This window comes from Plantibacter sp. MPB07 (assembly GCF_046619465.1).
In the GTDB taxonomy this organism is placed as follows: Bacteria; Actinomycetota; Actinomycetes; order Actinomycetales; family Microbacteriaceae; genus Plantibacter; species Plantibacter auratus.
Map to the genome: position 1 here is coordinate 3,848,853 of NZ_CP177043.1, position 23,420 is coordinate 3,872,272.

Annotated in this window: 21 protein-coding genes; 6 read left to right on the forward strand and 15 right to left on the reverse strand. The window is 69.7% G+C overall.

The features are described from left to right. Positions 1-36 precede the first annotated feature (36 nt). The 13 genes from thrC to ACLIME_RS18085 form a co-directional block, all read right to left on the reverse strand. The gene (gene thrC, locus ACLIME_RS18025; RefSeq protein WP_411557817.1) at positions 37-1,482 is read right to left on the reverse strand and encodes a threonine synthase; all 1,446 of its coding nucleotides are present in this window, start codon (positions 1,480-1,482) and stop codon (positions 37-39) included. A 92-nt stretch (positions 1,483-1,574) separates the two neighbouring features. Next, a complete protein-coding gene (locus ACLIME_RS18030) occupies positions 1,575-2,684 on the reverse strand; it encodes a threonine aldolase family protein (protein ID WP_175116455.1) in 1,110 nt (369 codons plus the stop codon). Between the two features lie 161 nt (positions 2,685-2,845). Then, a complete protein-coding gene (locus ACLIME_RS18035) occupies positions 2,846-3,283 on the reverse strand; it encodes a hypothetical protein (RefSeq protein ID WP_137242384.1) in 438 nt (145 codons plus the stop codon). Further along, positions 3,280-4,431 carry an ABC transporter permease gene (locus ACLIME_RS18040; RefSeq protein ID WP_411557818.1) on the reverse strand — a complete coding sequence of 384 codons (1,152 nt, stop codon included), beginning with the start codon at positions 4,429-4,431 and terminating at the stop codon, positions 3,280-3,282. Before ACLIME_RS18040 ends, ACLIME_RS18035 begins: the two co-directional genes overlap by 4 nt. Beyond that, the gene (locus ACLIME_RS18045) at positions 4,428-5,312 is read right to left on the reverse strand and encodes an ABC transporter ATP-binding protein (protein WP_411557819.1); all 885 of its coding nucleotides are present in this window, start codon (positions 5,310-5,312) and stop codon (positions 4,428-4,430) included. The genes ACLIME_RS18040 and ACLIME_RS18045 overlap by 4 nt, the downstream gene beginning before the upstream one ends. A 187-nt stretch (positions 5,313-5,499) precedes the next feature. Then, positions 5,500-6,504: an aldo/keto reductase family protein gene (locus ACLIME_RS18050; protein ID WP_411557820.1), complete on the reverse strand. Its 1,005-nt coding sequence runs from the start codon at positions 6,502-6,504 to the stop codon at positions 5,500-5,502. Positions 6,505-6,567: 63 nt separating this feature from the next. Next, complete coding sequence (locus ACLIME_RS18055; protein ID WP_411557821.1) at positions 6,568-7,275, reverse strand: response regulator; 708 nt, start codon at positions 7,273-7,275, stop codon at positions 6,568-6,570. Continuing rightward, on the reverse strand, positions 7,272-8,675 hold the full coding sequence (locus ACLIME_RS18060; RefSeq protein WP_411557822.1) for a sensor histidine kinase: 1,404 nt from the start codon (positions 8,673-8,675) through the stop codon (positions 7,272-7,274). Before ACLIME_RS18060 ends, ACLIME_RS18055 begins: the two co-directional genes overlap by 4 nt. A gap of 134 nt (positions 8,676-8,809) precedes the next feature. After that, a complete protein-coding gene (locus ACLIME_RS18065) occupies positions 8,810-10,243 on the reverse strand; it encodes a DUF6421 family protein (RefSeq protein WP_411557823.1) in 1,434 nt (477 codons plus the stop codon). 160 nt (positions 10,244-10,403) lie between these two features. Further along, complete coding sequence (locus ACLIME_RS18070) at positions 10,404-11,243, reverse strand: ABC transporter permease (protein WP_159877573.1); 840 nt, start codon at positions 11,241-11,243, stop codon at positions 10,404-10,406. Positions 11,244-11,273: 30 nt separating this feature from the next. Further along, the gene (locus ACLIME_RS18075; RefSeq protein WP_192018824.1) at positions 11,274-12,335 is read right to left on the reverse strand and encodes an aliphatic sulfonate ABC transporter substrate-binding protein; all 1,062 of its coding nucleotides are present in this window, start codon (positions 12,333-12,335) and stop codon (positions 11,274-11,276) included. Positions 12,336-12,389: 54 nt separating this feature from the next. Further along, a complete protein-coding gene (locus ACLIME_RS18080; RefSeq protein ID WP_411557824.1) occupies positions 12,390-13,298 on the reverse strand; it encodes an ABC transporter ATP-binding protein in 909 nt (302 codons plus the stop codon). 131 nt (positions 13,299-13,429) lie between these two features. Next, complete coding sequence (locus tag ACLIME_RS18085) at positions 13,430-14,011, reverse strand: TetR/AcrR family transcriptional regulator (RefSeq protein WP_411557825.1); 582 nt, start codon at positions 14,009-14,011, stop codon at positions 13,430-13,432. Between the two features lie 81 nt (positions 14,012-14,092). On the opposite strand from ACLIME_RS18085, the gene ACLIME_RS18090 reads away from it, so the two are divergent. Both ACLIME_RS18090 and ACLIME_RS18095 read left to right on the forward strand, forming a co-directional pair. After that, positions 14,093-14,530, forward strand: coding sequence for a DUF1304 domain-containing protein (locus ACLIME_RS18090; protein WP_371413677.1), 438 nt, complete (start codon positions 14,093-14,095; stop codon positions 14,528-14,530). Positions 14,531-14,622: 92 nt separating this feature from the next. Further along, a complete protein-coding gene (locus tag ACLIME_RS18095) occupies positions 14,623-15,636 on the forward strand; it encodes an NADP-dependent oxidoreductase (RefSeq protein WP_085511912.1) in 1,014 nt (337 codons plus the stop codon). 79 nt (positions 15,637-15,715) lie between these two features. Here ACLIME_RS18095 and ACLIME_RS18100 read toward each other — a convergent pair whose 3' ends face one another. Then, on the reverse strand, positions 15,716-16,813 hold the full coding sequence (locus tag ACLIME_RS18100) for a Glu/Leu/Phe/Val dehydrogenase dimerization domain-containing protein (RefSeq protein WP_411557826.1): 1,098 nt from the start codon (positions 16,811-16,813) through the stop codon (positions 15,716-15,718). A gap of 164 nt (positions 16,814-16,977) precedes the next feature. Here ACLIME_RS18100 and ACLIME_RS18105 point away from each other — a divergent pair, with 164 nt between their 5' ends. From ACLIME_RS18105 to ACLIME_RS18115, 3 genes are all read left to right on the forward strand, one after another. Then, positions 16,978-17,898: an AEC family transporter gene (locus tag ACLIME_RS18105; protein ID WP_411557827.1), complete on the forward strand. Its 921-nt coding sequence runs from the start codon at positions 16,978-16,980 to the stop codon at positions 17,896-17,898. A 161-nt stretch (positions 17,899-18,059) separates the two neighbouring features. Beyond that, complete coding sequence (locus tag ACLIME_RS18110) at positions 18,060-19,652, forward strand: amino acid permease (RefSeq protein ID WP_411557828.1); 1,593 nt, start codon at positions 18,060-18,062, stop codon at positions 19,650-19,652. Between the two features lie 159 nt (positions 19,653-19,811). Then, the gene (locus tag ACLIME_RS18115; protein WP_411557829.1) at positions 19,812-21,401 is read left to right on the forward strand and encodes a DUF4832 domain-containing protein; all 1,590 of its coding nucleotides are present in this window, start codon (positions 19,812-19,814) and stop codon (positions 21,399-21,401) included. A gap of 261 nt (positions 21,402-21,662) precedes the next feature. Here ACLIME_RS18115 and ACLIME_RS18120 read toward each other — a convergent pair whose 3' ends face one another. Then, the gene (locus tag ACLIME_RS18120; RefSeq protein ID WP_411557830.1) at positions 21,663-22,538 is read right to left on the reverse strand and encodes an exodeoxyribonuclease III; all 876 of its coding nucleotides are present in this window, start codon (positions 22,536-22,538) and stop codon (positions 21,663-21,665) included. Positions 22,539-22,709: 171 nt separating this feature from the next. Between ACLIME_RS18120 and ACLIME_RS18125 the strand changes: the two genes are divergently transcribed. Then, positions 22,710-23,408, forward strand: a complete 699-nt coding sequence (locus ACLIME_RS18125) for a DedA family protein (RefSeq protein WP_411557831.1) — start codon at positions 22,710-22,712, stop codon at positions 23,406-23,408. Positions 23,409-23,420 lie beyond the last annotated feature (12 nt).

Genomic DNA, 23,420 nt, shown 5'->3' on the forward strand with positions numbered 1-23,420 from the left:
GGCTCGGGAGACGGGCGGCTCGAGCAGGCGGGCCTCTTAGCGGCCGGTGTGCTCCACGATGATCGCCTTGATGCGGTCGACGTCGGCCGGCACGATCTCGAAGCGCTGTTCGAGCCCCTCGATGCCCTCGAACGCCTCCGGTCGCTCCGGTTCCTCGCCGAGCGCCTCGCGGACGATCTCGGCGAACTTCGCCGGCAGCGCGGTCTCGAGGACGAGCATCGGGACGCCCTCGCGCAGGTGGCGGCGGGCGACCGTGACGCCGTCGGCGGTGTGCGGGTCGATCGTGACGCCGTAGCGCTCGTGCACGTCGCGGATGGTGGCGACGCGGTCGGCGTGCGTGCTGCGACCGGAGACGAAGCCGAACTCGCTGATCCGCTCGAACTCGGGCGTCCCGGAGAGGTCGAACCCGCCCTCCTCGTCGAGGGACCGGAACAGCTCACCGAGGCGGGTCGCGTCCTGACCGACGAGGTCGTAGAGGAAGCGCTCGAAGTTCGACGCCTTCGAGATGTCCATGCTCGGGCTGGAGGTGTGGTGCGTCTCGGCCGCCGAGCGCGGGCGGTACACGCCCGTGCGGAAGAACTCGTCGAGGACGTCGTTCTCGTTCGTCGCGACGACGAGCTGGTCGATCGGGAGCCCCATGGAGCGGGCGATGTGCCCGGCGCAGACGTTGCCGAAGTTGCCGGACGGCACCGAGAACGACACCTTCTGGCCCGGACCGTCGGTCGCGAGCAGCCAGCCGTGCACGTAGTACACGACCTGCGCGACGACGCGGGCCCAGTTGATCGAGTTGACCGTACCGACGGCGTGGAGTGCCTTGAACGGAGCGTCCTTCGAGACGGCCTTCACGATGTCCTGGCAGTCGTCGAAGTTCCCCTCGACGGCGAGGTTCACGATGTTGTCGTCCTGGAGGCTGAACATCTGCGCGCGCTGGAAGCTACTCATGCGGCCGTGCGGGCTCAGCATGATGACCCGGATGCCGGTCTTGCCGCGCATGGCGTGCTCGGCCGCGCTCCCGGTGTCGCCGGACGTCGCGCCGAGGATGTTGAGCTCGTCGCCACTCTTCGCGAGCGTGTACTCGAAGAGGTTGCCGAGCAACTGCATCGCCATGTCCTTGAAGGCGAGCGTCGGGCCGTTCGAGAGGCCGAGGAGCTGCAGCTCCGTGTCGCCCTCGTGACCCAGGGTGCGGAGTGGGGTGATGAGGGACGCGTCGTCGCCTGCGCGGCCGTTCGAGTAGACCTCGGCGGTGTAGGTGCGACGGGTGATGTCCTGGAGGTCGGCTGCGGGGATGTCGTCGGCGAACTTCGACAGCACGGCGAACGCGAGGTCGGCATAGGACAGCTCGCGCCACGACTCGAGCTCCTCAGCGGTCAGCTGCGGGTACTCCGCCGGGAGGTACAGGCCGCCGTCCGGGGCGAGCCCGCCGAGGAGGATGTCCGAGAAGTGCTGGGGCAGATCGTGGCCCCGCGTCGACTGATAGTGCATGACCGTCTCTCTCATCCGGTTGGAAGCCCGATCTCCAACCTTGCCATATCGGGGGTCGACGCGCAGAGGCCTGCCGTCATCGTGACCGGCCGCTACGCGCGGGCGAGTTCCTCGCGGATCGCGGCGACGAACGCGTCGATGTCGTCCTCCGTGGTGTCGAACGAGCACATCCAGCGGACCTCGCCCTTCGCGGCGTCCCAGTCGTAGAAGCGGAAGCGTTCGCGCAAGCGGTCGGGGACGCCCGCTGGCAGGGTCGCGAACACCGCGTTGGCCTGGGTCGGCTGGCTGAAGCCGAGTCCCGGTGCCTCGCCGGCGGCGATGAGGGCCTCGAGGGAGGTGCGGAGGCGCGCGGCCATCGCATTGGCGTGGGTCGCGGAGCGGAGCCAGAGCCCGTCGCCACCGTCGGCCGCCGGCTCGAGCAGGGCGATGAGCTGCGCCGCACCGAAGCGCATCTTCGACGCCAGCTGCATGTTGAGCTTCCGCAGGTAGACGAGGCCCTCCGACGCCGACGGTTCGAGCACGACGATGGCCTCGCCGAACATGAGTCCGTTCTTCGTCCCACCGAAGGACAGCACGTCGACGCCGGCATCGGCGGTGAACGCGCGCAGTGGGACGCCGAGGGCTGCTGCGGCGTTGGCGATGCGGGCGCCGTCGAGGTGCAGCTTCATGCCGTGACCGTGCGCGTGGTCGGCGATCGCGCGGATCTCCTCGGGCGTGTACAGGGTGCCGAGCTCGGTGGTCTGCGTGATCGAGACGACGAGCGGCTGTGCACGGTGCTCGTCGCCCCAGCCCCACGCTTCGCGGTCGATGAGGTCGGGCGTGAGCTTGCCGTCGGGGGCGTCGACCGTCAGGAGCTTGATGCCGCCGACCCGCTCCGGCGCGCCGCCCTCGTCGGAGTTGATGTGCGCGGTCGACGCCGAGATGACGGCACCCCAGCGCGGGAGCATGGACTGCAGACCGACGACGTTCGCGCCGGTGCCGTTGAAGACGGGGAACACGGCGACGTCGCGGCCGAAGTGATCGGCGAAGACCTCGTGCAGCCGACGGGTGTAGTCGTCCTCGCCGTAGGCGATCTGGTGGCCGCCGTTGGCCGCCGCGAGGGCGTCGAGGATCTCGGGGTGGACGCCGGAGTAGTTGTCGGAGGCGAAGCCACGGATGCTGGTGTCATGCAGAGAGTCGGTCACTGATCCATCCTCGCGCATGCCACACGCAGCTTCCGTGCATCGCGGGCCGACTTCCTGCGTGCTCGGGTCGCCGTCGGGCATGTTCACAATTCAGGAGCGCCCGGGCGTGGCGCCCCCGCACCGTGCATGTCGGCGGGGACGCGCCGAGGCGCTCCTGAATTGTGAACCGGGAAACGGGGTCAGTCGGCGGCGTGACGGGGGCCGTCGGAGGAGGTGACGACCTCCTCGGGCACGGCGTCGATCGCGGCGTCGACGTCGGCGTGCGCACCGGGCTCCGGTTCCGCGTCCGGGGTCTCCTGCGCGAGCGCGTGCTCGTAGGCGAGCGCGTGCACGGCGATCGAGGAGGCGACTGCGGCCTGCTGCTCGTCCTCGGCGGAGGGCTGAGCCGGTTGTTCGGCCGCCAGCGCGGCGGCCTGCTCGGGCGTCAGCCGGGCGTCCTGGTCCTCTTCGTCCTCGTCCACGAGGTCGAGCACGATGGGCTCGTCGCCGTAGATGTCGCCCGCCGGATCGCCCGCGAGCGGGGCCGGCGCGGGGAGGCGCTGCTCGGCGTCGAGGAACTGTTTGGCCTCGAAGGCACCCGGGTTGAAGACCTCGTCGATCCCGCCGAGCCCGCTCATGCCTTGAGCGCTTCCGAGAGTTTGACCCGGCCACCCATTTTCAGCAGCGAGTTCTCGTAGATCCGCGAGCCGACGAGGATGACGAGTGCCGCGGTGATCGCGAGGATCAGCAGGGACAGGATCGGCTCCCACCACTGCGCCGAGCCGACGAAGAGACGGACGGGCATGCCCACGGCTGCCGAGAACGGCACGTAGGACATGATCGTCATCACCAACGGGTTGTCGTTGAAGAAGATGACGGCGAAGTACGGGATCATGATCAGCATCGTAATCGGGGTCGTCGTCGAACCGATGTCCTCTTGACGCGAGACCAGCGATCCGGCAGCGGCGAACAGCGCGGCCAGCAGGATGAAGCCGAGCACGAAGAACACCACGAACCAGACGACCGGGGTCCCGAGTCCGGCGAGCAGCTCCGTCTGGCCCGTCACCGTCAGCCCGATCACCGACAGCGCCGCGATCGCCAGGATCTGCCCGAACGCCAGGATGCTGTTGCCGAGCACCTTGCCCGCGAGGAGCGCCTTCACGGGGATGGCGGACATGAGGATCTCGACGACGCGGGTCTGCTTCTCCTCGACGACGCTCTGCGCGATCGACGCCCCGAAGGTGGTGGCGGAGACGAAGAACACGAGACCGAACCCGAGCGACACGATGTAGAGCAGGAAGCCCGCGGAGGCGTCGGCGTCGGGATCGAGGATGGTGACCTGCGGCTGCGCGCTCAGTTGCATGATGAGCGTGTTGGAGGCCTCGGAGTCGAAGATGACCTGGACGCCGGTGGGGTTGTCGTCGGTGGCCGGTGCGATCGCCGCTTCGACGTCACCCGACTTCACCAGGGCTTCAGCGGCGGCGACGTCGGCCGCCTCGGTCACGTCGAAGGTCTTGCCGTCGACGAGTCCCGCACCCGCGTTCCCGACGACCGCGACCTTCGTGGTCTCCGAGGCGGTGTTCTTCGCGAGGAACCCACCGACGACGATGCCGGCGAGGATCACGAGGAGCAGGATGCCCGTCGAGATGAGGAACGTCTTGCTCCGCAGACGCATCTTGACTTCGCGCTCGGCGACGAGACCGATGCTCTGCACGAGGCTTGGGGAGGCCGGGCCGGAGCGACGACGACCGGCGGGCTGGATCGGGGACTCGGTTGCCGTGGTCACTGGATGACCTCCTTGAAGATCTGGGCGAGGGTGGGGCGGAGGGGGGCGAAGCTCGTGACGTCACCGTGGGTCAGTGCCTCACGGAGCACGGCCTGCGCCGCCTGGGCGTCGTCGGCGTCGAAGAGGGCGTAGCCACCGTCGAAGTCGACGACGGAGATCCCCGCACGCTCGCGCAGCCAGCCGGTGTCGGCCGCGGTGAGCAGCTCGTAGCGGTTGCCGGCGTGGGCTTCGCGGAGGGAATCGCGCGAGCCGGAGGCGCGGATCCTGCCACCGGCGATGATCACGAGGTCGTCGCAGAGGCGTTCCACGATGTCGAGCTGGTGACTGGAGAACAGGACGGGCGAGCCGCCTGCGGCGAACTCGCTGAGCACGCCGACGACCACGTCGACGGCCATGGGGTCGAGGCCCGAGAACGGCTCGTCGAGGACGAGGACGTCGGGGTCGTGCACGAGCGCCGCGGCGATCTGCGCCCGCTGCTGGTTGCCGAGCGACAGGCTCTCGAGGGCGTCGTTCCGGCGCTCGCCGAGGCCGAGACGCTCGAGCAGTTCGCCGGCGTTGCGCTTGGCGGCGTGGGTCGTGAACCCGTGGAGGCGGGCCAGGTAGACGAGCTGTTCCTCGACCCGCATCTTCGGGTAGAGGCCGCGCTCCTCCGGCATGTAGCCGAACCGGCGGCGGTCCTCCGGGGTGAGCGGGGTGCCGTCGAGGGTGACGGTTCCGGCGTTCGCGGCGAGGACACCGAGCAGGATGCGCATCGTCGTCGTCTTGCCGGCACCGTTCCCGCCGACGAACCCCGTCATGCGACCGGGGGCGACCTGGAAGCTGACGTCGTCGAGCACCTTCCGCTCGCCGTACGACTTGTCGATGTGGCTGAGTTCGAGCATCGGCCGCCTCCTGTGATCTGCGTGCTGGACCGAGTGTCCTGCGTCGGGTTCTCCCGGTATGGCGATCACGCTACGCGGCGCGGTGTGCCACCGGCATCCGCCGTAGGACGGGTTGACGCGACGACGCCCGGTCTCCTTCTCCGTCGAGTGGGGGATACCGGGCGTCGTGGACCAGCCGAGCGCTGGATCAGGCGGGGCGGGACTCCGGGGAGACCGTCTTCGAGGGGTCGGTCTCGGCGACGGAGCCGATGGCCTCGTCGATGCGGGCGATGACCGCGTCGTCGAGCTTCACACCGGCCGCGGCGGCGTTCGCGGTGACCTGCTCAGGACGCGAGGCGCCGACGATCGCACCGGCGATGTTGTCGTTGTGCAGCACCCAGGCGAGCGCCAGCTGCGCCATGGTGAGGTCGAGCTCGTCGGCGATGGGCTTCAGCTTCTGGACGGCCGTCAGCACCTCGTCGTCGAGGAAGCGCTTGATGGTGTCGGCGCCGCCCTTCTCGTCGGTGGCCCGGCTGCCCTGCGGGAGCTCTGCGCCCGGCAGGTACTTGCCGCTGAGGACGCCCTGCGCCACCGGCGACCAGACGATCTGTGAGATGCCGAGTTCGCGCGAGGTCGGGACGACCTCCTCTTCGATGACCCGCCACAGCATCGAATACTGCGGCTGGTTCGAGATGAGCTGGAAGCCCAGCTCCTTGGACAGGGCGTGGCCGGCGCGCAGCTGCTCGGCGTTCCACTCGCTCACGCCGATGTAGAGCGCCTTGCCCGCCCGGACGACGTCGGCGAAGGCCTGCATCGTCTCCTCGAGGGGCGTCTCGCTGTCGTAGCGGTGGGCCTGGTACAGGTCGACGTAGTCGGTGCCGAGACGCGTGAGTGAACCGTCGATCGACTCCATGATGTGCTTGCGCGACAGCCCGACGTCGTTGTGCCCCTTCGGGCCGGTGGGCCAGTAGACCTTCGTGAAGATCTCCAGGCTCGCGCGTCGTTCGTCCTTGAGGGCGTCGCCGAGCACCTGCTCAGCCGCCGTGTTCGCGTAGGCGTCGGCCGTGTCGAAGGTGGTGATGCCGGCGTCGAGGGCGGCGCGAACGCTCGCCGTGGCGACGTCGTTCTCCACCTGCGAGGCGTGGGTCAGCCAGTTGCCGAAGATGATCTCTGAGATCTTGAGTCCGCTGTTGCCGAGGTATCGAAATTCCATGGTCGTCACGCTACTCCTCGCATCCGACCGACCGACGGGGTTGCGCGGAGACGGAGCGAACCCTCAGCTGCGCGGCGACGCCAGCCCGTGCTCGTAGGTGTAGATGACCGCCTGGATGCGATCACGGAGGGCGAGCTTCTGCAGCACCTTCGAGACGTGCGACTTCACGGTCGCCTCGCCGACGAAGAGCGTGGTCGCGATCTCCTGGTTGGACAGGCCCTGGGCGACCAGCTGCAGGACCTCGCGCTCGCGCTCCGTCAGCTGCTCATAGTCGGCGCCGGTCGCCGGCCCGGCCGGGACGGCGGGGTCCTGCGCGGCGTCCTCGACGACGGGGCTCTGACGGGTGAACCCCTCGATGACCCGGCGCGTGACCGCCGGGGAGAGGAGCGCCTCCCCGCCCGCGATCACCGAGACCGCCGCGACGAGTTCCTCCGGCGAGGAGTTCTTCAGGAGGAACCCGCTCGCGCCGGCACGGAGCGCCTCGGCCAGGTAGTCGTCGCGGTCGAAGGTGGTGAGGATGAGGACGGCGGCGTTGGTGTCCGGATCCGCGACGATCCGACGGGTGGCCTCGAGGCCGTCCATGCCCGGCATCTGGACGTCCATGCAGATCACGTCCGGCGCGAGCGTCGTCGCGAGCGCGACGGCCTCGGCACCGTCCGACGCCTCACCGACGATCTCGATCCCGGGCTGTGAGCCCAGGATGATGCGGAAGCCCGCACGCAGCAGCTCCTGGTCGTCGACGAGGAGGATGCGGGTGGGGTGCTCGGTCATGCCTGGTCCTTCGTGGTGGTGGTCTGGGGTCGTCCTGCGGCGGCGGAGGCGAGGCGGGCGTCGGCGATGGACGCGGCGACGGGCTCCATCGCCTGGTCGCCCGGCCGGCCGAGCGGGATGGCGGCCCGCACGAGGAAGCCGCCGCGGGCGCGTGCCCCGACCTCGAGGACGCCACCGGACGACGCCACGCGCTCCCGCATCCCGATGAGCCCGAGCCCGCCGCGTCGGGCCACCGTCGGGACGGTCCCCGTGTTCGTGACCTCGAGTTCGACCGCGTCGTCCAGATAGCGGAGCCTGAGTTCGGCCGTCGCCGTGGTACCGCCGTACTTGCGGGCGTTCGTGAGCGCCTCCTGCGCGATCCGGTACAGGTTGAACGAGACGACGGCCGGGATCGCGACCGGTGTCCCCACGAGTTCGAACCTCGTCGGCAGCCCGTTCGCCGTCGACTCGTCGGCGAGCCGACCCAGCTGGCCGACGCCGACGGTCGACGGGCTGCTCTCCTCGTCGGTCGGTTCGCCGTGCGCGCGGAGGGTGCCGAGCATCTTGCGCAGCTCGTCGATCGCGCTCCGAGCGCCGAGCTCGACGTTCGTGAGTGCATCCCGCGCGGCGGCCGGGTCCGCATCGAGCACGGTGCGCGCGGCGCCGGCCTGGACCCCCATGACCGAGACGTGGTGGGCGACGACGTCGTGCAGCTCGCGCGCGATCCTCACCCGCTCGAGGGCGACCGCCTGCCGGGCGGACCGGGCGCGCTCCGCCTCGAGCTCGGCCGTGCGCTGCTCGAGCGCCGCCCGCTCACGGGAGGACTGGTACACGCGCTCGCCGAAGAAGTACGCGGCTCCGAAGTAGAGGATGTTCGTCAGGATCTGGATGAGGAGGAACGCGACGAGGGGCGAGAACACCCCCACCCGGGAGAGGCTGGGCAAGGCGTCGGGGTCGGTCGCCTGGATGAACATGGAGACGAGCAGCCAGACGAACATCGCGACGATGATGAGCACGCGGACGAGCGCAGCTCGGCGTCGGTTCGGGACCCACGCCCCGACCGTGTAGATCGCGAGGAACAGGGCGATGTTCGTGAAGAGGACCTCGGGTACGAGCACCGTGCCGCCCACGATGAACATGACGGCGACGATGACGGACACCGAGCACGGGAAGCGGCGACGGAACGCGAGCGGCGCGGTGATGCCGATCGCCCAGAGGACGGACGCCCACATCGGTGCGGGCTCGGGGTAGAACCCGGCGATCGTGTACAGCGTCAGGCTGAGGAGGGTGCCGACGCCGAGCGCGATGGCGAGGATGATGTCGGATCGCTGTTCCGACGGCGTCGCGGCCGGACGCCGCCACTCGGCGTCGTAGGGGTCGACCGGGCGGTCCTCCTGCTGGTCGACGGCGGGCTCGCTCATGCCGTCCACGCTAGCGCGACGCCCCGCCGGGGACATCCGTCGAGCGACGGAGCGCGGCGGTCCGGCACTCGGACAAGAGCCCGGAGCGGCACTCAGGAGCGTGCTGCTCCGGGCTCCTCCGCGGCACGGTCGGGTCAGGCCGCGGATCGCCCCGTGATCCCTGCGGTCGACGTGATGACGTCCGCCATCTTCTTGCCCAGCGCCTCGTAGAACATCGACAGGGGGAACTCGTCGTCGAGGACCGCGTCGGTGAGTCCGCGCGGCGGTCCGCTCAGGATCTCGTCGGACAGCCCACGCGCCCACTGCGACGCGGGGTGCGGCGTCAGCGTCGTCCGGACGAGCTCGTACGCGGCGAGCCAGTGCGCGGTCTTCGGACGGTCGATCGATCGCCAGTACAACTCGTCGATGCTCTCGCCGAGCCGCACGACCACGTCGGGGACCTCGTCCCAGTCGATCGTGAGCCTGGTGTCGGTCCAGTGCAGCACGCCGTGCTGGTGCATCCACGCGAACAGCAGCTGGCCGCCGACGCCGTCGTAGTTCCGGACGCGCGAGCCGGTGATGGCGAACCGGAAGATGCGGTCGAAGATGATCGCGTACTGGACGAGCTTCGCGTGCTCGAGGATCGCCCCGTCCGCTGCGTCGAGCGTCTCGGACTCCGCGCGGGTCGTCAGCGTGCGCTCCAGCCTGACCGACTCGCGGAACGCCGTGAGGTCGCAGCGCAGCTCCTCGAGGGAGTACAGGAAGAACGGCATCCGCTGCTTGATCATGAACGGGTCGAACGGGAGGTCACCGCGCATGTGCGTGCGGTCGTGGATGAGGTCCCACATCACGAAGGTCTCCTCGGCCAGCTGCTGGTCGTCCAGGAGGGACGCGGCGTCGGCCGGGAGCTCGAGCTTGGTGATCTCGGCAGCGGCTCGGACGACCCGACGGTACCGGGCAGCCTCGCGGTCCTGGAAGATCGCGCCCCAGGTGAACGCCGGGATCGCGCGCATCGCGACCGTCTCGGGGAAGAGGACCGCTGAGTTCGTGTCGTACCCCGGCGTGAAGTCGAGGAAACGGATCGGCACGAAGAGCGCGTTCGTGTAGTCGCCGGCCTCGAGCGCGGCGATGAACTCGGGCCAGATGACCTCGACGAGCACGGCCTCGATGTGGCGGTCGGTCGAACCGTTCTGCGTGACCATCGGGAACACGACGAGGTGTCCCAGGCCGTCCACGCGATGCCGCTCGGGGTGGAAGGCGACGAGCGAGTCGAGGAAGTCCGGGACGCCGAAGCCGTCGCGCTCCCAGCGGTCGAAGTCGGCGACGAGCGCGTCGAGGTACTCGGCGTCGTGCGGGAAGTTCGGAGCGAGGGTGCGGACGCTCGCGACGATCGTGGCGACGTGCCCTGCCGCCGACTCGTGGTCGTTTGACTCGGGGATCGAGCCGTCCTTCACCTGGACGGCCTGCAGCGCGGTCGCGGCGGCCTTGAGGTCCGTCCAGGCCGGGTGCCCGACGAGTGCGGCGGCGTCTTCGACGACCTCCGGCTCTCCGACGATGCTCTTCGTGTGGGTGGTGGCGACGTTCGACATGGTGAACCTCCTTCCGCGTGCGCAGGCGTCACCCGGGGTGGTTGACGATTCCTTCGAGCGTAGGGGCGGAGGGTGTGCGGATTTCTTGCGTCAGGAGCGACTTCGCTGCAACATTCGGCCGTTCGCGCTGGGGAACTGCACGGCCGGCGGCGGCAGGCCCCTACCCCCAGCGGCGCTTGATCCAGCGGTCGAGGACACCGACGAGCGCATCGGTGATCGCGCCGAGCAGGGCGAGCACGATGATGACGAAGAAGATGCGGTCGACCCGGCCGTTGTTCTGCGAGTCCACCAGGCGGAATCCGAGTCCCATGGACGAGGCGATGAGCTCCGCCGCCACGAGGAACAGCCACGACTGCGCCAGCGCGAGCCGGAGGCCGGAGACGACCGAGGGCGTCACGGCGGGCAGCTGCACCGTCCGGAACAACGCGACACCGTTCAGCCCGAACGCGCGGCCGGCCTCGACCAGGTGCTTGTCCACGTGGCGGAGCGCGGCTGAGACCGTCGTGTACACCGGGAAGAACGCGCCGATCGCGATGAGCGTGATCTTCGACTCCTCACCGATCTTCAGCCAGAGGATGAGCAGCGGGACCCACGCGAGCGACGGGACGGCACGGATCGCCGCGAAGGTCGTCGACAGCAGGATGTCGCCGAGGCGCGAGAGCCCCACGACCGCGCCGAGGACGAGGCCGAGGACAGCGCCGATGAGGAAGCCGATGAGGACCCGCTGCACCGAGATGGCGACGTCCTGCTGCAGCCAGCCGCGCTGCGCGAGATCCACGCCGGCCGCCCAGACCTCGGCGGGTGCCGGGAGTTGCGAGGCCGGCACGAGGCCGAACGCGGTGACGAGCTGCCAGGCCCCGAGGATGACGACGGGGACGAGGAAGCCGCCGAGGACCACGACGATCCTGCGGGACCCGAGAACGGCGCGCGCGTCGCGGCCGGACTGGGTCGCCTGGGCACCCGCGGCTGCGGTGGTGCCGAGACCGGCGAACTCGGTCATGGGTTCCTCTCGGGACGGTTCAGGGGCGGACTACTTCGCGCCGATGACGGACGGGTCCGCGTCGTCCACGAAGCTCGGGTTGAAGAGGTCGGCCAGGGCGTCGTCGACCTTGTCCTGCGACGACACGTCGCCGGACTCCACGAAGATCGGGCCGATGATCGACAGGACCTGCTCCTGCGCCTTGCCCGGGGCCGGGTCGACGTCGAGGTTCGAGCGCTCCGTGATCACCTTCGTCGCCACGGCGAGGTCGAGGCCCGCGGCGTCCGCGAGGATCTGCGCCGTCTCGTCGGGGTTCGACGCAGCCCATTCACGAGCGTGCTCATAGGCGTTCACGACGGTCTGCGCGACGTCCGGACGCTCGTCGATGAAGGACTCGGTCGCGGCCAGGATGCCGTAGCTGTTGAAGTCGACGTTGCGGTAGATGAGCTTCGCGCCCGCCTCCTCGGCGCCGGCCATGATCGGGTCGAGACCGGCCCACGCGTCGACGGAACCGTTCTGCAGGGCAGCCCAGCCGTCGGCGTGCTGGAGGTTCTCGATCGTGACGTCCGAGGCGGACAGGCCGGCCTCCTCCAGTGCCTGCAGGAGGAAGAAGTAGGGGTCGGTGCCCTTCGTCGCGGCGACCTTCTTGCCCTTGAGCTCGGCGACGTCCGTGATCGTCGAGCCCTGGCCGACGACGATCGCCGACCACTCGGGCTGCGAGAAGACGTCGATCGCCTGGATGGCCGATCCGTTCGCCCGGTTCAGGAGTGCGGCGGATCCGGCGGTGGACCCGACGTCGATCGCGTCGGCCCGCAGTGCCTCGTTCGCCTTGTTGGAGCCGGCCGACTGGACCCAGTTGACGGTGATGTCCTGGTCGTCGAGTGCGTCCTCGAGCCAGCCCTGGTCCTTGATGATGAGCGAGAGCGGGTTGTAGGTCGCGAAGTCGATGTCGAGCGTGCCGCCCTCGGTGGTGCCGGCGGTGCTGTCACCGCCGGCCGCAGGAGCGTTCTCGCCCGCGACGCAGCCGCTGAGGAGGAGCGCTGCGGCGGCGGTCGCGGCGACGATGGCCGCGCGCCCGGCGCGGGAGGTGGTGAAGCGGCGTCGTGAGGTCATGCGTTGGTCCTTGCTGTGGATCGGTGCGGGATGACGGCGGAGGTGGTGGGTGGCTCAGTACGGGAAGTGCGGGATGGACGGCAGTCGTTGGTCGCCGCGGGCGAGACCGTGGCGGTCGATGCCGAGTCCGTCGAGGAGGCGGCCGCGCAGCTCGGCGAGCTCTGCCGACCCGCGGTCGCGCGGGCGGTTGCCGGGGACGGTCACGGTCTGGGCGATGGTCGAACCGGGGTGTCCGTCCTCACGACCCAGGAGGATGACCCGGTCGGCGAGCTGGAGGGCCTCGTCGACGTCGTGCGTCACGAGCAGGATCGTGGTGGGCGCGGCGAGGTGGATGGCGAGCAGCAGATCCTGCATCTTCAGCCGGGTGAGGGCGTCGAGGGCACCGAACGGTTCGTCGAGGAGCAGGACGCCCGGCCGGCGGGCGAGGGCCCTGGCGAGCGAGGCGCGTTGCGCCATGCCGCCGGAGACCTCCCGTGGGCGGTGCTCGGCGAAGTCCGCGAGCCCGACGAGTTCGAGCAGCTCGGCGACGCGGGCACGTCCTTCGGTTGCGGGTGTCCGTTTGGGCAGACCGAGTGCGACGTTCGCCGCGATGGTGCGCCAGGGGAGGAGTCGAGGCTCCTGGAAGCCGAAGGCCGTGCGCGGGTCGATGCCGGCGACGGGTGTGCCGTCGATGAGCACGGAGCCAGCAGTCGGGTGGTCGAGACCGGCCGCGATGCGCAGCAGGGTGGACTTGCCGCAGCCGCTCGTGCCGAGGATCGCCACGACCTCGCCGGCCTCGGCGGTGATCGTGACGTCGCGCAGCACGGGCCGCGGGGCGTCGGCGCGTTTGCCGGCACCGCTCGCGAAGGTGCGGCCGACCCCGGTGAACGCGACCGTGGAGGCACGATCCGCCGAACCGACGGGAACGGCGTCGCGGGTGACCGGCGAGCTCGCGGCGAGCGGGCTTGGGGCAGCGTTCGTCATGGGTCTCGGGCTCCAGGGGTGGGGTGCCCGCCATGCTACGCGAGGGCGACGGACCCCTCTCGGTCGCCGAAACAGAGCGTCACATTGGCGTCCGCCGGTGACATCCGGAGGGTTCCGGTGTTATGCGTCCGCTACCAGCTGCCGACCTGCGCGACGGCGACGTCGAGGATGGCGACGGCCTCCTCCCGGTTGACCCGGGCGAGCAGTAGCGCGCTGACCGACAACGACGTGAGCTGCCGAGCGGCCGCGGCGAGTTCGTCCGCGTCCGCCTCGGGACGGGCGAGGGCGAGGGCGTCCGAGACCGCGGTGGTGAGCTCGGCCCGGTAGCCGTCGACGACCTCGCGCAGTGCATCGTCGTGGGCCGCGAGGCCGGCCGCGCTGTTGAGGAGGAGGCAACCGCGGCGGGGCGAGTCGTCGGGCAGGGTCGCGATGACCGTCTGCACGCCGGAGAAGTAGGTGGTGAGCCCGGCTCTGCCGTCCGTCGCCAGCGCGAGGACCGCGAGGCGCGGTCGGATGACGGTGTCGAGGTAGTCCTGCACGGCGGCGTCGAACAGCCCGCGCTTGCTGTCGAAGGCGTGGTAGAGGCTCGACCGCCGCAGGCCGGTGGCCGCTTCGAGGTCGGCGAGCGAGGTCGCCTCGTACCCGCGGTCCCAGAAGACGTCGCGCGCCGCCTGGACGACGGCGACGGTGTCGAACTCCTGCGTGCGTCCCATGGGCGCCTCCTCCTCGCTCGGCATCCGTGACGGGGTTGTGGACCGAGCGTTCTACTATTATAGTAGACCCATCGGTACAGAATGTCGCTCCGTCCGGACGACTCGACGCCGATCTCCCGGAAGGCCCGTCCCATGCTCGTCGTCAGTCTCGTCCTCGTCGGCATCGCCGCCCTCCTGCACGTCTACATCTTCGTGCTCGAGTCGCTGCGCTGGACCGAGCCGGCCACCCGCAAGACCTTCGGCACCTCCGAGCTCGAGGCCGAGACCACCCGCGGGATGGCGTACAACCAGGGGTTCTACAACCTGTTCCTCGCGATCGGCACGATCGTCGGCATCGTCTTCCTCATCACCGGCTCGACCGGTATCGGCGCGGCCCTCGTCTTCGCCTCGGCCGGCTCCATGCTCCTCGCCTCGCTCGTCCTCATCACCTCGGACCGCACGAAGGCCCGCGCCGCGATCGTCCAGGGGACCACCCCGTTGCTCGGACTCATCGCGCTCGTCATCGCACTGGCCGTCTGACACCTCCGCGACGCCCCAGGCGTCACCCCGTCCGCAACCCGACGACGCGCTGCGCCCGCCCACCGAATCATCGCACCAAGGAAAGGCACCACATGAACACCCCCGCGCTCAGCACCCAGATCCAGCTCGTCTCGCGACCGGTGGGCTGGCCGACCGAGTCCGACTTCCGGACCGTCTCCGTCGAACTCCCGGAGCTCGCGCCCGGCCAGCTCCGGGTCCAGAACCTCTTCCTCTCCGTCGACCCCTACATGCGCGGTCGCATGAACGACGCCCGCTCCTATGTCGCGCCGTACCAGCTCGGTGAGACGATGACCGGCGGCGCCATCGGCCGGGTCGTCGAGTCGGCCGCCGAGGGCTTCTCCGTCGGCGACGTCGTCCTGCACCAGTTCGGCTGGCGCGACCTCGTCCAGGAGGACGCCAGCGGGTTCCGCGTCGTGCCTGAGCTCCCCGGCGTCCCGCTGTCCGCCTACCTCGGCGTCCTCGGCATGACGGCCCTCACCGCGTACGTCGGTCTGCTCGAGGTCGCCAAGTTCCGGGAGGGCGACACGGTGTTCGTCTCCGGTGCTGCAGGTGCCGTCGGCACGATGGTCGGCCAGATCGCCCGTCTCAAGGGCGCGAAGCGCGTCATCGGTTCGGCCGGATCGGCTGAGAAGGTCGCCCTGCTGACGGAGAAGTACGGCTACGACGCCGCGTTCAACTACAAGGACGGCCCCGTCACCGAGCAGCTCGCGGCCGCGGCACCCGACGGCATCGACGTGTACTTCGACAACGTCGGCGGCGAGCACCTCGAAGCGGCGATCGACGCCTTCAACGACGGCGGACGCGCAGCGCTCTGCGGCGTCATCTCGCAGATCAACGACACCGAGCGTGCCGAGGGCCCGCGCAACCTGTCGAACATCGTGACCCGCGGGCTGACCCTCACGGGCTTCACCGTCGGCAACTACACGCAGCACTTCCCGGCGTTCTCCGGTGAGATGGGCGCCTGGTTGCAGAACGGCGACGTCGTCTTCGACGAGACCGTCTACGAGGGCCTCGACCACACGCTCGACGCGTTCCTCGCGCTCATGCGCGGCGCCAACACCGGGAAGATGGTCGTCAAGCTCTGACGCGATCCCTCGACCTCGCCTGACACCGGCGATCGACGGCCCGTCCACCCGCTCCGGGTGGACGGGCCGTTCGTCGTCGTCAGACCGCTGCGAGGACCCCGCCGGCCGCATCGATGCGGGCCATCGCGAGGCGTTCGGCGGCGACGAGCGTCGTGACGCCCTCCGCTGCGGCGTCCCGGTAGATCGACTGCACGGTCCGCCCGATCGCCGACACCCGCTGCTCGATGGCAGCGGCATCGGCGCCCGGTTCGGACGCCATGGCGAGGTAGATCACGCCGCCCGCGTTCGCGACGAAGTCCGGCGCCCACAGGATGCCGCGCTCCTCGAGGGCCACCGCGTCGGCGCGGGAGGCGAGCTGGTTGTTCGCCGCCCCGACCACGGCGCGACACCGCAGCTGCCCGATCACCCGGGCGTTCAGGGCGCCGCCGACGCCGCACGGCACGAAGAGGTCCGTCTCGACGAGGTGCTCGTCGCCCGGTTCGATCCAGCTGGCGCCGATCTCCTCGGCGAGGGCGCGCTTCCGTGGGTCGACGTCGGTGACGATGAGGCGAGCACCCTCGGCCGCGAGCCGTCGGGCCAGACGGCCGCCGACCTGGCCGAGCCCGGAGATCGTCGCCCGGTGGCCCGCGACGAGCGGGGTGCCGAAGACCGTCTCGAGCGTCGCGGTGATGGCCGCGTGCACACCGGCCGCCGTCGCCTCGCTCGGTTCGCCGACGCCACCGCGGTCGGCCGGCAGCCCGCTGACGTGGTCGGTCCGCTCGGCGACGACGGCCATGTCCTCGGCGGTCGTGCCCACGTCCTCCGCGGTGCGATAGGCGCCGCCGAGTGCTTCGACCGCGTCGCCGAGGTCGAGCATCGCGTCGCGGCGCTCCGCGGGGTCGAGGGTCGTGCCGACGGGCAGGTGGATGACGGACTTGCCGCCGCCGTGCGCGAGACCGGCGGCCGCGTTCTTCATCGTCATCCCCGCGGCCAGGCGGAGGGAGTCGTCGACGGCCTCGAGCCAGGACCCGTACCGCCAGAGCCGCGCGCCGCCGAGGGCCGGCCCCATGGCGGTGGAGTGCAGGGCGACGCTGATGGTCAGCCCGGAGCGCGGTCCGCGGCTGATGGAGAGGCGTTCGTGGGGGAGGGTGGTGCTGTGCATCGCGTCGCTGGACGCGACCGGGTCGAATGACGTCATCGTCGGATCTCCTCGTGGGTGATTGGTGCGGGCTCCTGGTGGGAGCGGATCGCAGGGCGATGGTGGTGCCCGGCTCTCCTCCCCAGATTCTCCACGCCGACCGCCCGCTCCACAACCGTCGGCTCGACCGGGCCGCCGGACGGGCTGCACCTAGGCTGGACGGCATGGGCGGAGTGCTGACGGGGTTCGCGATCATCGGCACCGTGATCCTCGTCGGCTACCTCGCCGGGCGTCTCGAGGTCGGGGGCCCGACGACCGGGCACGTGCTCAACCGGGTGGCGTTCTTCGTCACCAACCCGGCGCTGCTGTTCACGGTGCTCGCCACGGCCGACCTGCACGAGGTGTTCAGCAGTTTCATCTGGGTCGCCCTCGCGAGTGCCCTGTCGGCCGCCGCGCTCTTCGTGCTGCTGAACGCCGTGTGGCTCCGCAAGGACCTCTCGGTCGCGACGATCGGCGCGCTCGGCTCGGGCTACGTCAACGCCAACAACATCGGCATCCCGGTGGCGGTCTACGTCCTCGGCGAGGCCGGCTACGTCGCCCCGGTCATCCTGCTGCAGCTCCTCGTCTTCGCCCCGATCGCGCTCACCATCCTCGACGTCAGACAACGCGGCTCCGTCTCCTTCCTCGGCATCGTGACGCAGCCCTTCCGCAACCCGATGATCGTCGCGTCGATCGTCGGCGTCGTACTCAACCTCTTCGGCGTCCGGCTCCCCGAGCCCGCCATGGCCCCGTTCGAGCTCCTCGGCGGCGCGGCCGTACCGCTCATCCTCATGGCGTTCGGTATGTCGCTGCACGGCATGCGGCCGTTGCAGGCCGGCAGCGGACGTCGGGAGATCTTCGTGGCGACGGCGATCAAATCGGTCGTGATGCCCGGATTCGCCTACCTCATCGCGCACTTCGGGTTCGGGCTGAGCGGCACGCCGTTGTTCGCCTCCGTCGTCCTCGCCGCCCTCCCGGCGGCCCAGAACGTCTACAACTTCGCCAGCCGGTACGAGCAGGGCGTCACGCTCGCCCGCGACACGGTCCTGCTGACGACGATCCTCTCCGTGCCGGTCCTCGTCGTCGTCGCCGCCCTGCTCGCCTGACCCCCGGGAACCGGTCCGTCCGAAGCGCCGCTGTCCTCCGAAGCATGGACAGCGATGGCCGGAAATGCCGAACGTTCGCGACTACTCTTGGGCGGGCACGACTGAGATATACCACCGTCCAGTCCGGCGGAGCGCCGTCGGACCCGACCCGATGGGACGACATGACCGAAGGCACGACCCCACGACACGAACGTTCCGGAGACTGGGCCGAATCCCGCGAGACCGTCGGCGACGAGATGCTCGCCGTGCAGGACTTCTCCGGCGAGGAGGAGGGGTACCACAAGACCCTCAAGCCGCGGCAGATCCAGATGATCGCGATCGGCGGTGCGATCGGCACGGGGCTCTTCCTCGGTGCGGGTGGCCGCCTGAACAGCTCCGGCCCGGCGCTCATCCTCGTGTACGCGCTCTGCGGGTTCTTCGCCTTCCTCATCCTGCGCGCCCTCGGTGAACTCGTCCTCCACCGCCCGTCCTCGGGCTCGTTCATCTCCTACGCCCGGGAGTTCTACGGCGAGAAGATGGCGTTCGGCGCGGGGTGGTTGTACTTCCTCAACTGGGCGATGACCTCGATCGTCGACGTCACCGCGGCCGCGCTCTACATCAAGACCTTCGGCAAGCTGTTCGGCTGGAAGGAGCTCGAGGACTTCCCGCAGTGGGTCTTCGCGCTCGCCGCTCTGGTGGTGGTACTGGCGCTCAACCTCGTCTCCGTCAAGCTGTTCGGAGAGATGGAGTTCTGGTTCGCGCTCATCAAGGTGTCGGCGCTGGTGATCTTCCTCATCGTCGGCGTCTGCTTCATCGTCTTCGGCGGACGCACCGACATCGGCGCCGTCGGATTCTCGGTCATCGGCGACAACGGCGGGCTGTTCCCGGTCGGCGCCTTCGCCCCGATGATCGCGATCTCCGGTGTGGTCTTCGCCTACGCGGCCATCGAGCTCGTGGGCACGGCGGCCGGGGAGACCGCCGAGCCGAAGAAGATCATGCCGAAGGCCGTCAACACGGTCATCTTCCGCATCGCGATCTTCTACGTCGGCTCGGTGCTGCTCCTCTCGCTCCTGCTGCCCTACACGGCCTACCAGGCCGGTGAGAGCCCGTTCGTCACCTTCTTCTCGCACATCGGGTCGGAGCAGGCCGGGGCGATCTCGGCGTCCGTCATGAACTTCGTGGTCCTGACCGCGGCGCTGTCGAGCCTCAACGCGGGCCTCTACTCGACCGGTCGCATCCTCCGCTCGATGGCCGTCAACGGTTCGGCCCCCGCGTTCACGGGCAAGATGAGCAAGAACGGCGTCCCGTTCGGCGGGATCCTGCTCACCGCAGCGCTCACCCTGCTCGGCGTCCTGCTGAACGCGCTCTACCCGTCGAAGGCGTTCGAGATCGTGCTCGAGATCTCGGCCATCGGCATCATCGGCGGCTGGGCGACGATCATCCTCTGCCAGATCCAGCTGCAGCGCTGGGCGAAGCAGGGCAAGGTCGAGCGGCCGTCGTTCCGCTTGTTCGGGGCACCGTTCACGTCGTATCTGACCCTCGCGTTCCTCCTGTTCGTCCTCGTGACCATGGGCTTCTCGGAGACCGGGCGCTGGGTCCTCGCCTCCCTCATCGTCCTCATCCCGATGCTCATCGTCGGATGGTTCGCAGCCAAGCCGCGGATCATGGCCGCGGCGGCCGCACGCGAGGGGCACACGGGCACCTGGCCGGTGGTGGCCGAGCGCCCCGCCATCGATGCGAACAAGCGGAAGCGCGGGGGCGCGCCGCGGTCCTAGCGGGAGTGCGGGTACCGGCGGATCGGCGGTTCACGGGGAATCGCTAAGCGATAGTGATCACTTCGGGTCGGTTTCGAGCATTCCCTTGCACCTCGGGAGTCGGTTCAGCAGGATGTGGGCAACCTCTTCCGTGCACCACCGGACCCCGCTGGAGTTCCCGTGAACCGTCGTCTCCGTCTCGTCGCCGTGCTCGCCGCGTGCGGCATCGTCGTTGCCACACCGCTGAGCGCTGCGGCGCAAGCACCCGACCCGACCTCGGCCGACACGGTCGCCTACGAGCCGAGCGACGCGATCATCGCGAATCCCGAGCGCGGCTTCGACCACACGAACAACACGCACTACTACCCCGAGGGGACCGAGGGCGGGCCGGGCTACACGCCGCTCGACGTCGCCACCCTGGCGGCCTACCGCGAGGAGGGCATCACCGAACTCGTCCGCGTCTTCTACCTGGAACGGTTCGTGGCCGAGCCGACCCTCGACCCGGCCTGGCTCGCGCTCGTCCAGGCCGACTTCGACGCGGCTCGCACCGCCGGCATCTCGATCATCCCCCGCTTCGCGTACCTCGCCGGTGGCGACTTCCCGTACACGCCGCCGTACGGCGACGCACCGCTCGACATCGTGCTCACCCACATCGAGCAGCTCGCGCCGATCTTCCAGGACAACGCCGACGTCATCTCCGTCGTCCAGGCCGGCTTCGTCGGCCTCTGGGGTGAGGGCTACTACACGGACCACTTCGCCGCGGACCCGGCGAACCCCGGTGTCCTCACGGACGAGGACTGGGCGAAGCGTCGCGCGGTCGTCGAGGCGCTCCTCGAGGCGGTGCCCGACGACCGCTCCATCCAGGTGCGGACCATGAACATGAAGCAGAACATCCTCGGGGTGCCGTCCGGGACCGCTGGGGCCATCACCGAGGCGCAGGCGTTCGACGGCAGCGCCATCTCGCGCATCGGTCACCACAACGACTGCTTCCTCGCGGCACCCGACGACTGGGGCACGTACCTGTCGGACCCGATCTCGCTCGATCAGGACTACCTCGCGCAGGAGAGCGAGTGGGTGCCGGTCGGTGGTGAGACCTGCAACGTGAACCCGCCGCGGTCGGAGTGGGCCACCGCCTCGGCTGAGATGGAGCGGTACAACTTCAGCTACCTCAACTGGGACTACCTGCAGGACGTCCTGCAGTCCTGGGGCCAGGAGAACCTCGACACCACCGCGAAGCGACTCGGCTACCGCTTCGTGATGACGGAGAGCTCGGTCGCGGACGGCACGCTCTCGCTCACGGTCCGGAACGACGGTTGGGCGGCACCGTACAACAGCCGGCCCGCCTACCTCGTGCTGTCGAACGCCGAGCGCACAGTGCGCGTCCCGTTCGGTTCGGACGCCCGCACCTGGGGTGCGGGGGAGACCGTCACACTCCAGGCGTCACTCGCCGACGTCCCGGCCGGTCGCTACGACACGGCGCTGTCGCTGCCGGCCACGCACGAGTCGGTCGCGGCCAACCCGCTCTACGCCGTCCAGACGGCGAACGTCGGCACCTGGGACGCGGCGACCGGCGTGAACAGCCTGCAGCGTCAGGTGACCGTCGGCGCCGACGGGGTCGTCATGGCCGAACCGGTGGCCGGTGCTGCGGCCAGGCTGCCCGACACTGGGGTCTCCTCGCTCGCTCCCGCGTGGCTGGGTGGCAGCGTGATCGCCCTCGGTGCCCTCGCGCTGGTCCTCTCCCGCCGCCGGGTCTCCTCGCCCGCGTCCTGATCGGGGGATGGGCACAACTCCTGCTTGATTCGGGGCGACTACCGTCTCCGGCCTGGAACAGGGCAGCAGAGGCGTGACCTGCAGGAGTTGTGAACGTGCGGCAGACGGTCGGGTGAGGCGGGGTCGGTGGGCGCCCCGTCCGGTGCCGAGGCTGTCTGCCGTGTTCACAACTCCTGCTGAGTGCTCGTTCTCGGCGCCTGGGACCCCCGTCGAGCGCCGGTGTGCTCTGACAGCAGGAGTTGTGGACAGTGCGGGCGGGTGTCAGCCGAAGATCATGGGGGAGTCGTCCTCTTCTTCCTCGGAGAGGGTGAAGTCGAGGTCGACGACGACGGGAACGTGGTCGCTCGGACTGTCGCCCTTGCGCTCGTTGCGGTGGATCGACGCCTCGACGACGTGGTCCGCGAACGCCTGTGAGCCGTAGATGAAGTCGATCCGGAGGCCCTCGTTGCGGGGGAACCGGAGCTGCTTGTAGTCCCAGAAGGTGTAGCCGTCGGGGACGAACGGTCGGACGGTGTCCTGGAGTCCCGCGTCGACGAAGGCCGCGAGGGCGGCGCGCTCCGGTGCGGAGATGTGGGTCGAGCCCGGGCCGAAGCTCGGGTCGCCGACGTCGGAGTCGAGCGGCGCGACGTTCCAGTCGCCCATGAGTGCGAGCGGCAGCTCGGGGTTCTCGGCGAGCCAGGAGCGGGTGTCGGCTTCGAGTGCGGCGAGCCAGCGGAGCTTGTAGTCGTAGTGCGGGTCGCCGACGGCGCGTCCGTTCGGGACGTACAGGCTCCAGAGGCGGACGCCGTCGACCGTCGCGCCGATGGCTCGCGCTTCGAGCGGCAGGCCGTCGGCGTCGAAGCCGGGACCGTCGAGCGCGAGGCTCGCCGGTGGCTTGCCGAAGCCGGGCATGTCGGGGAAGCCGATCTGCACGTCCTCCATCGGGAGGCGGCTGGCGATGCCGACGCCGTTCCACTGGCTGAGCCCGTGGAGCTCCACCTGGTAGCCGGCCTTCGTGAAGGCCTCCATCGGGAACTGCTCGGGCTTGCACTTGAGCTCCTGCATGGCGAGGACGTCGACGTCCTCTCGGACGAGCCAGTCGACCACGCGGCCGACGCGGGTACGGATCGAGTTGACGTTCCAGGTGGCGATGCGCATGCCCCAACGCTATCGGTTTCCTTTCTCAGGAGACCTCCGGCGTGTCGCCCCGGGGGAGGGTCGCCACGCCGGAGAGGTCCTGAGAAAGGACCGGTTCGGTGGAGCCGACGGGTGGGGGATTGAGCGGAGGTTCCCAGGGATGGCGAGCGGGTGTCGCGTAGCGTCGACGGTATGACGACGTCCACCGCCGCCACGTTCAGCCTGTCCGCAGCCTCGACCGGAGGGGACAGTGCCCTCGGAGGGGTCGCCGACTGGGCGGTCGACCTCATGGAGACGTTGGGTGGTCCGGGAGCCGGGCTCGCCATCGCCCTCGAGAACCTCTTCCCGCCGTTGCCGAGCGAGATCATCCTGCCGCTCGCCGGATTCGCCGCCAGTCAGGGCAAGCTCGGTCTCGTCGAGGTCCTCATCTGGACGACGGCCGGTTCCGTGATCGGCGCGCTGGCCCTCTACGCGATCGGCGCCGTCCTCGGACGTGACCGCATGCGCCGCCTCGCTGAGCGGGTCCCGCTCGTCCACGTCGAGGACGTCGACCGCGTCGAGGCCTGGTTCCAGAAGCACGGCACGAAGGCGGTGTTCTTCGGGCGGATGCTCCCGATCTTCCGGAGCCTCATCTCGGTCCCCGCCGGCGTCGAACGCATGCCGGTCCTGCGGTTCACCCTGCTCACCTTCGCGGGCAGCGCCATCTGGAACACCATCTTCGTGCTCGCCGGGTTCTTCCTGGGTGAGCAGTGGCACATCGTCGAGGAGTACGCGGGCATCCTGCAGAAGGTGGTCATCGCAGGTGTCGTGATCGCCGTCGGCGTCGCGGTCTGGCGCGGCGTGCAGCGGTACCGCCGGGAGCGCAGCGGCGCCGGTCGGGCCGAGGGCTGACCGTCCCCGCGG

Bases quoted from the DNA above. Each gene is read 5' to 3' on its own strand.
- ACLIME_RS18075 (WP_192018824.1), bottom strand. From the start codon at position 12,335: ATGACCTCACGACGCCGCTTCACCACCTCCCGCGCCGGGCGCGCGGCC.
- ACLIME_RS18085 (WP_411557825.1), bottom strand. From the start codon at position 14,011: ATGGGACGCACGCAGGAGTTCGACACCGTCGCCGTCGTCCAGGCGGCG.
- thrC (WP_411557817.1), bottom strand. From the start codon at position 1,482: ATGCACTATCAGTCGACGCGGGGCCACGATCTGCCCCAGCACTTCTCG.
- ACLIME_RS18055 (WP_411557821.1), bottom strand. From the start codon at position 7,275: ATGACCGAGCACCCCACCCGCATCCTCCTCGTCGACGACCAGGAGCTG.
- ACLIME_RS18090 (WP_371413677.1), top strand. From the start codon at position 14,093: ATGTCGCTCCGTCCGGACGACTCGACGCCGATCTCCCGGAAGGCCCGT.
- ACLIME_RS18070 (WP_159877573.1), bottom strand. From the start codon at position 11,243: ATGACCGAGTTCGCCGGTCTCGGCACCACCGCAGCCGCGGGTGCCCAG.
- ACLIME_RS18125 (WP_411557831.1), top strand. From the start codon at position 22,710: ATGACGACGTCCACCGCCGCCACGTTCAGCCTGTCCGCAGCCTCGACC.
- ACLIME_RS18060 (WP_411557822.1), bottom strand. From the start codon at position 8,675: ATGAGCGAGCCCGCCGTCGACCAGCAGGAGGACCGCCCGGTCGACCCC.
- ACLIME_RS18080 (WP_411557824.1), bottom strand. From the start codon at position 13,298: ATGACGAACGCTGCCCCAAGCCCGCTCGCCGCGAGCTCGCCGGTCACC.
- ACLIME_RS18100 (WP_411557826.1), bottom strand. From the start codon at position 16,813: ATGACGTCATTCGACCCGGTCGCGTCCAGCGACGCGATGCACAGCACC.
- ACLIME_RS18105 (WP_411557827.1), top strand. From the start codon at position 16,978: ATGGGCGGAGTGCTGACGGGGTTCGCGATCATCGGCACCGTGATCCTC.
- ACLIME_RS18095 (WP_085511912.1), top strand. From the start codon at position 14,623: ATGAACACCCCCGCGCTCAGCACCCAGATCCAGCTCGTCTCGCGACCG.
- ACLIME_RS18045 (WP_411557819.1), bottom strand. From the start codon at position 5,312: ATGCTCGAACTCAGCCACATCGACAAGTCGTACGGCGAGCGGAAGGTG.
- ACLIME_RS18065 (WP_411557823.1), bottom strand. From the start codon at position 10,243: ATGTCGAACGTCGCCACCACCCACACGAAGAGCATCGTCGGAGAGCCG.
- ACLIME_RS18110 (WP_411557828.1), top strand. From the start codon at position 18,060: ATGACCGAAGGCACGACCCCACGACACGAACGTTCCGGAGACTGGGCC.
- ACLIME_RS18030 (WP_175116455.1), bottom strand. From the start codon at position 2,684: ATGCGCGAGGATGGATCAGTGACCGACTCTCTGCATGACACCAGCATC.
- ACLIME_RS18050 (WP_411557820.1), bottom strand. From the start codon at position 6,504: ATGGAATTTCGATACCTCGGCAACAGCGGACTCAAGATCTCAGAGATC.
- ACLIME_RS18120 (WP_411557830.1), bottom strand. From the start codon at position 22,538: ATGCGCATCGCCACCTGGAACGTCAACTCGATCCGTACCCGCGTCGGC.
- ACLIME_RS18035 (WP_137242384.1), bottom strand. From the start codon at position 3,283: ATGAGCGGGCTCGGCGGGATCGACGAGGTCTTCAACCCGGGTGCCTTC.